Source organism: Virgibacillus alimentarius, from assembly GCF_000709085.1.
In the GTDB taxonomy this organism is placed as follows: domain Bacteria; phylum Bacillota; class Bacilli; order Bacillales; family Amphibacillaceae; genus Virgibacillus_B; species Virgibacillus_B alimentarius.
This window is the reverse complement of the sequence record NZ_JFBD01000140.1, coordinates 1-4,154: the sequence shown is the minus strand read 5'-3', so window position 1 is coordinate 4,154 and position 4,154 is coordinate 1. Positions and strand designations below refer to the sequence as shown.

The following is a 4,154-nucleotide window of genomic DNA, read 5'->3' as shown; positions in this document are numbered from 1 at the left end:
TATTCATCGTGCCATACCAAAAGAAAGGCTCACAAAGTGGGGACTAAAAGATTTGTCCACACTCTATGAGTTTGGATACTCAAGAGATTGAACCGCCGTATACGGAACCGTACGTACGGTGGTGTGAGAGGTCGACTAACCAAGTAATGGTTAGTCACCTACTCGATTGTTTAGTCTCAGGGTGAAATGGGAAGGAGGGTTTTGTGTACATATAAAGACTTTTTGATATTGTTTTGTAAATGGGGGAATGTAAAGTGGTAGTCGATCTTTTAATTACAATTATTATTCTCATGGGAATTGTGGCTGTTGTTCCACTAATTCTGTTTATTCGTGTTTTTTTCCATGATCAGAAGCAGCGTGAACATTCCATATTACGGAATTATCCTGTTTTAGGGAAAATGCGCTATATTCTTGAGAAAATGGGACCTGAATTACGTCAGTATTTATTTAATAATAATAATGAAGGCAAACCTTTTAACCGGGGGGAATTTGAATATGTATATAAGGCGGCGAAATATAATGACCGGATGATCGGATTTGGATCGGAACGTGATTTTGATGAATCTGGGTTGTATATCGTAAATCATATGTTTCCAAAGCAAAAAGAGGAAATGAAGCTGGAGCAGGAGCCTAAGATAAGAACGAGATTATATCATATAGATAATGAGAAGCTTTTCAGCAGGAAGGAACATCATGAAGAAGGGATTTTAAACCCGTATTATTTACCGGATGAGGAGGCGATCGTCCTTGGTAAAGATACGGTGGAAAAGCCTTTCCAGATAAAAGGATTTATTGGTCAATCAGCAATGAGCTTCGGATCCTTGGGGGATCATGCGATTACAGCACTTTCCAAAGGCTTGGGAATGGCTGGAGGAACCTGGATGAATACCGGAGAAGGAAGTCTGTCCCCGTATCATTTAAAAGGCGATGTGGACCTGATTATGCAAATAAGTCCAGGGCTGTTTGGGGTACGAACAGATGATGGAGAGTTTTCATGGGAAGAATTTAAGAAGAAAAGCGATATCGAACAAGTAAAAGCATTTGAATTGAAGCTTGGACAAGGAGCAAAGACCCGAGGCGGTCACGTAGAAGGTGAAAAGGTAACAGAGGAAATTGCAGAAATTCGTAAAATAAAACCTTGGACGACAATTGATAGCCCGAATCGATTCAGGGAATTCTCAGATAGCAGAGGATTGCTTGAATTTGTTCAAAAAATGCGCGATGTGGGTGGGAAGCCAGTAGGAACGAAAATCGTGGTTGGTAATGAAAGTCAAGTGGAAGAATTTGTTCGAGCGATGAAGGAAACTGGGATTGTACCAGATTTTATTACCGTTGACGGAGGAGATGGAGGAACGGGTGCAACGTATTATGAATTAGCACAATCGGTTGGTTTACCAACATTTGCTGCTTTGCCTCTCGTTGATGATTTATTGAAAAAGTATGAAATCCGAGATCAAACACATATGGTTGCCTCAGGGAAATTGCTTACCCCTGACAAAATTGCAATGGCTCTTGCTTTAGGAGCAGATATGATTAATATTGCCCGAGGGTTTATGCTTAGTGTTGGGTGTATTATGGCTCAAGTTTGCCATACAAATAATTGTCCTGTTGGTGTGGCTACAACTGACCGCAAGCTGCAAAATGGGTTAAGTGTAGAAGAGAAAAAGTACCGTGTATGCAATTATTTAGTTGCTATACGACAAGGCGTTTTTGAAATGGCTGCTACTGCTGGTATTGACAGCCCGACGAAATTCACAAGAGAGCATCTTGTGTATAAAGATCAATTTCATTCTGTTCATTCATCGCCAGATTATGAGAAAATCGTATAAATATTCCCCCATATGGTGATATGACGCAAATCTACAGGTCTTGTATAATTGCGTCATATTATCAGTAAATTTTGTAAATTTATAAAAATTGTATTGCTATCCTAGTGCTACCGGGTTATAATGGAAAAAAGTGTTATAAGGTCACTCAATTTGAGGGGGTATCTTAACTTTATGGAAAGCTTCTTGAAAGTATGTGAGGATACAAGGAAGAAACTTGGCAGACAGTTGCAAGGGAAAGAAAAGGAATTTCTGCAATGGATGTATGATAATTACAAAAAGGAACAAGAGAAAGACGAATGTAAACGTTTGCAAAGTCAGAGTGTTTAAGAAAACCAAGGTCATAAGATGTTGCTGTGAATGAATGTAGCTATAGGTGTGTGGATTTTAGGAATGGCTTTTTGGAGTCATGCATGTTTCAGTTTGGCGAATGGGCAGCAGAATCGATAAATCAGGCTTTGTTGATACGGTATGTTCATCACATAGAAGAACTTTACTTAATGTTAAGGATTATCTTTATATATTATCATAGAGATGTAGAGAAAGCATAAGCCGTGGGATAACCCCAGGGCTTATTTTCATTGGTCAGCTCAAGCATATATGAAAAGAAAATAGAAACGATTCATGTTATAATTGGAAAGGCAAAGATCCGAAAGGGTGATCATGGTGGCAATAACCAATCAAGCCGTTATAAATAAAATGATGGCGGAATTACAAAAGGCGAAGAAATTTCACGAAAAGGAAGAAGTTATGAAAAGACATGTTTCCCATGTTCAACTATTATGCGATTTATTATTGCAGGAAACGGATACGTCTAACTCAAAAGCGATCTCTCAGGAAGAAATGAAAGCAATGATTGGAAATCAATCACGGCAATCCAGTGAATATAAGACAGTTCAAAAGCAAAGCATGGATCATGAAGAAGCCAACGGAAACTCAATTTTTGATTTTTAAACGTGAAAGAAACGGAGCGTGTACAAAATGAAGTTATTTCTACTACTTGGCGTTATTAATGGATTTTTAGCTGTAGCATTAGGAGCATTCGGAGCGCATGGTTTAGAAGGTAAAATTTCCGAAAAGTCATTAGGAATTTGGGAGAAAGCGGTCAATTATCAAATGTTTCATACAATGGCATTACTTGTCGTAGGACTAATGCTTGCAAAAATTCAAAGCAATGGCTTGCTTTGGTCCGGATGGATGTTTTTCATAGGGATTGTTTTATTTTCCGGTAGTCTTTACCTTTATTCAACTACTGGTGTAAAATTGCTTGCAATGATAACACCGTTTGGTGGTGTAGCTTTTTTAGTCGGCTGGGTATTACTCGGATATGCTATCGTTAAATTTTTATAGGCTTAACAGTAAGTAAGTCGTAAGCAAAAATAGCATGCCAGATCGCACAAATTGCATGATTGCCTCATTTTTATAATGGGTATACCATTTAATGAGTGCATCACAAGACAAGCTGATAACTACTAGATAAAGTGCTAAAAAGATGAGGAATAAATAGCCTTGAATAAACGCAACAACACCAACTAAAATACTAAGCAAGATAGATACTAATTCGATATTCATAAATTTTTCATATGGATGTTTCATTTGCAACGCCCCTTTTAGGGTAAAACATAATGCTTGTAAAAAAGGATGACCACAAGATCGATAACGTTTTGGATCGACTTCGTGCGTCACCCTTTTTTATCGGGAGTATCAATTATCTTGCAGGGTACGTGGCCGTTTGCCCTGCGGAACTAGTATATGGATAAGCATAATTAATTTCTTCATCAAAAGTAATATAATCGAGATAAACCATTAATAATAAATATCTTCTTCCAGTTTGCGGATCACTTAAAATGAGATGATCCCTTCCAGCAGCTTCGACAGTTCCTTTAAATATCTTTTGGTTATCTCCTTCAAAAGTCATATGGACAGTAGCTTCTTTTCCCCGATTTAAACGAAGGATGTTTTCAATATAAGATTGCTCCATCGGCATCATGCCTTGTGCGTTATTCCCAGCTCCTTGTTGCGTTTGAGCATATAGTGGATATTGTGGTGGGTATTGCTGGTTTTGATTCTGGTTTGGCGGTGTTTGCCTGTATCCAAATGCAGGTGGATAATACATAGGAGATGCAGGCGGGTAATAATAATTTGGATAACTCTGATTTACATGATGATTCTTTTCACTCATAAAAAAACCTCCTGAAATATCTTTTTACACTAATAAACAGCAGGACATTCAGCTGATGAAGGTGCATAAAAGCAATGGGCTTTATAGCGCCCTACATTCCACTGGTTAAACCATTGCGCTGGGCAGGCCCCGGGTGGCTCAAAAAA

At 38.3% G+C, this 4,154-nt stretch carries 6 protein-coding genes and 1 pseudogene; 4 read left to right on the top strand and 3 right to left on the bottom strand.

Features of this window, described 5'->3' with window-relative positions:
* The first annotated feature begins 239 nt into the window (after window positions 1-239).
* The 4 genes from GZ63_RS0116125 (at window position 240) to GZ63_RS0116105 (ending at window position 3,176) form a co-directional block, all read left to right on the top strand.
* On the top strand, window positions 240-1,829 hold the full coding sequence (locus GZ63_RS0116125; protein WP_029271338.1) for an FMN-binding glutamate synthase family protein: 1,590 nt from the start codon (window positions 240-242) through the stop codon (window positions 1,827-1,829).
* 171 nt (window positions 1,830-2,000) lie between these two features.
* Window positions 2,001-2,156: a hypothetical protein gene (locus GZ63_RS18230; RefSeq protein ID WP_198020955.1), complete on the top strand. Its 156-nt coding sequence runs from the start codon at window positions 2,001-2,003 to the stop codon at window positions 2,154-2,156.
* A 336-nt stretch (window positions 2,157-2,492) separates the two neighbouring features.
* Window positions 2,493-2,780 (top strand): YwdI family protein, encoded by a 288-nt coding sequence (locus GZ63_RS0116110; RefSeq protein ID WP_029271336.1) that lies wholly within the window; start codon window positions 2,493-2,495, stop codon window positions 2,778-2,780.
* Between the two features lie 27 nt (window positions 2,781-2,807).
* On the top strand, window positions 2,808-3,176 hold the full coding sequence (locus GZ63_RS0116105; RefSeq protein ID WP_029271334.1) for a DUF423 domain-containing protein: 369 nt from the start codon (window positions 2,808-2,810) through the stop codon (window positions 3,174-3,176).
* Here the strand turns inward: GZ63_RS0116105 and GZ63_RS0116100 are convergent.
* The 3 genes and pseudogenes from GZ63_RS0116100 to GZ63_RS18555 form a co-directional block, all read right to left on the bottom strand.
* Window positions 3,171-3,422 carry a hypothetical protein gene (locus GZ63_RS0116100; RefSeq protein ID WP_029271332.1) on the bottom strand — a complete coding sequence of 84 codons (252 nt, stop codon included), beginning with the start codon at window positions 3,420-3,422 and terminating at the stop codon, window positions 3,171-3,173. The genes GZ63_RS0116105 and GZ63_RS0116100 overlap by 6 nt on opposite strands.
* 112 nt (window positions 3,423-3,534) lie before the next feature.
* A complete protein-coding gene (gerQ, locus tag GZ63_RS0116095; RefSeq protein WP_029271330.1) occupies window positions 3,535-4,008 on the bottom strand; it encodes a spore coat protein GerQ in 474 nt (157 codons plus the stop codon).
* 29 nt (window positions 4,009-4,037) lie between these two features.
* Window positions 4,038-4,154 (bottom strand): annotated as a pseudogene (locus GZ63_RS18555) (cell wall hydrolase); the annotation flags it as partial.